Raw genomic sequence first — 2,910 nt, forward strand, 5'->3', positions numbered from 1 at the left:
CGCCGATCACGGCTTCACAGGAATCCGACATGGCAGACATCGACACTTTCGCGGCCGCGCTCGGCGTCGCCAATCTCGCGCCGCCGCCGCTGACCGACACCGAGCGGCTGTACGTGGCCGGCCTCGTCAGCGGACTGAAGGCGAGCGCCGGCCGTCGCGACGGCAGCGTGCCCGTGCTGCCGGCCGGCGCGCCGTTGACGCCGCCCGTGCGGCTCTGGCTCGACGGCATGCTCGCGGGCCTGTTCAGCCGCTCGCTGCCTGCCGGTGCGCAGACCGCTGCCGCGCCCGCGCTGCCGGCCGACGCCGCCGCGGCCGGCGGCGTGCGCATCGTGCGCCCGCGCCCGAAGGTCACGTTGTTGTGGGCGTCGCAGACCGGCAACATCGAATCGTTGACCGAGGATTACGCGACGAAGCTGATGAACGCGGGCTTCGAGATCCGCACCGCGTGCATGTCCGACTATCCGGTCGCGTCGCTGGCCGGCGCGCAATACGTGCTGCTGATGACGAGCACGTTCGGCGACGGCGATGCGCCCGACAACGGCGGCGAATTCTGGGATGCGTTGCAGGCCGGCAGCGCCGCGCGCCTCGACGGCGTGCATTTCGCGGTGCTCGCGTTCGGCGACCGCAACTACGACCAGTTCTGCGGCCACGGCCGCCGGCTCGACGCACGGCTCGCGGAACTCGGCGCGGCGCGCCTGTGCGCACGCGTCGATTGCGACGTCGAATTCCAGCACGATGCCGATCAGTGGCTCGAGCGCGTCGTCGCGCGCATCAAGGAGGCCGATGCCGCGCTGCACGCGGTGCCGTCCGGCGGATTGAGCCCGTCGGGGCTGTTGCCGACGAAAGCGCATCCGGCGCCGTCGAAGCTCGTCGCGAACCTGCGGCTGAACCGGCCGGGCGCGGCAAAAGACACGCGCTACGTATCGCTGTCGACCCACGGCGCGAACCTCGAATACGAAACCGGCGACGCGCTCGGCGTATGGCCGACCAACTGCCCGGAACTGGTCGACGAACTGCTGTCCGTCACCGCGCTGAAGGCCGATGCGCCCGTGTCGGTCGCGGGCGTCGGCGAGATCCGGCTCGGCGATGCGCTCGCACGCCACTTCGACATCACGCGCCCGCATCCGGACACCCTGGCCTTCATCGCGTCGCGCAGCGCGAACGGCGCGCTGAAGTCGCTGCTCGGCGAGGATCGCAAGGGCGACCTCAAGCAATGGCTGTGGGGGCAGCAACTGGCGGACGTGCTGCACGAATACCCGGTCGAGCTGTCGGGCGCGGAGCTGGTCGGCATGCTCAAGCGCATGCAGCCGCGCCTCTATTCGATCGCGTCGAGCCCGAGCGCGCACGAGGGCGAGATTCACCTGACCGTGTCGGCCGTGCGCTATCACAATGGCCGGCGCGCGCGCAAAGGCGTCGCGTCGACGTTCCTCGCCGATCGCGCGGACGACGGCCGCGTGCCCGTGTTCGTGCAGAAGTCCGCGCATTTCCGGCCGCCGGTGAACGGCGACGTGCCGATCGTGATGGTCGGCCCGGGCACCGGCGTCGCGCCGTTCCGCGGCTTCCTGCACGAGCGGCGGGCGCGCGGCGCGCGCGGGCGCAACTGGCTGTTCTTCGGCGAGCAGCACGCGCAGACCGACTTCTACTACGGCGACGAGTTGAGCGAGATGCGCGACAGCGGCTTCCTGACGCGGCTCGACCTCGCGTTCTCGCGCGACCAGGCCGACAAGGTCTACGTGCAGGACCGGATGCGCGAGCAGGGCGCCGAGCTGTTCGCGTGGCTGGAAGAGGGCGCGCACTTCTACGTGTGCGGCGACGCCGCGCGGATGGCCAAGGACGTCGATACGGCGCTGAAGGCGATCGTCGCCCGGCACGGCGGCATGTCGGACGAAGCCGCGAACGACTACGTCGCGCGGCTTTCGAAGGCGCGGCGCTACATGCGGGACGTGTACTGAATCGCGTGAGCGGCGGGCCGTTGCGTTGGCCCGCCGCTTCGCCGCCGGCTTACTGTTGCCGCTCCCACGCACGCGCCTGCTCGGTGCGCACGAACGCTTCCGATGAAGCCGGCAGCAGGTTGCGGAACGCGCCGCCGTCGCTGTCGATCACGTCGACCATCTTCGCGATCATTTCCTCCGGGTCGTGCTGTTCGAGCGGGAACGCCAGCCGCTCGGGCGTCACGGTATGCACGGCCGGATCGTGCCAGCGCCGCGTCGTTTCCATCATCCGGTCGTTGAAGCCGGTGCGGTACGGGCCCGGGTTCACGACCGCGACGCGGATGCCGTGCGGCGCCAGCTCCGCGTGCATCGCCTCGGCCACCGATTCGATTGCGTGCTTCGACGCGCAGTACGCGCCGGTGAACGGCCCCGTGATCAACCCCGCGATCGACGACACGAACACGATCTTGCCGTGCTTGCGCGCGAGCATCCCGCGTGCGATCTGCTGCGTGAGTTCGAGCGGCCCGAACACGTTCACGTCGAACAGCTCGCGGACGATCTCGACCGGCAGGTCGACGAGCGCGCCGGCTTCGCCGACGCCTGCGTTGTTCACGAGCACGTCGACGTCGAGTTCGGCGGCGCGCGCGCGATCGTAGGCCGACGTGACGTCGAGCTTCACCGCGCGCAACGCGGTGCCGCGCTGCGCGGCGGCGTCCGTCAGTGCGTCGATCTCGACGGCCGTGCGTACGCCGGCCGTCACGTCGTGGCCGCGTTCGGCGAGCCGCAGCGCGACTTCGCGGCCGAAGCCGGTGCCCGCGCCGGTGATGAGGATGCGTTTCCGTGTCATGTGCTTACCTTGTGGAGTGAAGGGTTGCCTGAAAAAGGTCGCGGCAGTGCCGCGCGATCGCGGTGTCTTCGTCGACGCTGCCGCCCGAGACGCCGATCGCGCCGACGCAGCGCCCGTCGCCGTCGACGAGCG

Annotated in this window: 3 protein-coding genes; 1 reads left to right on the plus strand and 2 read right to left on the minus strand. The window is 70.4% G+C overall.

The annotated features are described in order from the left end of the window. Positions 1 to 1,952, plus strand: a 1,952-nt coding sequence (locus tag H3O04_RS34780; protein WP_202589458.1) for a diflavin oxidoreductase, incomplete at its 5' end; no start/stop codon positions are given. Between the two features lie 49 nt (positions 1,953 to 2,001). On the opposite strand, the gene H3O04_RS34785 is transcribed toward H3O04_RS34780, so the two are convergent. Together H3O04_RS34785 and H3O04_RS34790 are read right to left on the minus strand one after the other, a co-directional pair. Beyond that, positions 2,002 to 2,778, minus strand: a complete 777-nt coding sequence (locus H3O04_RS34785; RefSeq protein WP_011547606.1) for an SDR family oxidoreductase — start codon at positions 2,776 to 2,778, stop codon at positions 2,002 to 2,004. 4 nt (positions 2,779 to 2,782) lie between these two features. Further along, positions 2,783 to 2,910 (minus strand): heme-binding protein (locus H3O04_RS34790; protein ID WP_202589459.1); only part of this gene is annotated, 128 nt, incomplete at its 5' end.

Source organism: Burkholderia sp. KCJ3K979, from assembly GCF_016759955.1.
In the GTDB taxonomy this organism is placed as follows: domain Bacteria; phylum Pseudomonadota; class Gammaproteobacteria; order Burkholderiales; family Burkholderiaceae; genus Burkholderia; species Burkholderia orbicola.

Bases quoted from the DNA above. Each gene is read 5' to 3' on its own strand.
- H3O04_RS34785 (WP_011547606.1), bottom strand. From the start codon at position 2,778: ATGACACGGAAACGCATCCTCATCACCGGCGCGGGCACCGGCTTCGGC.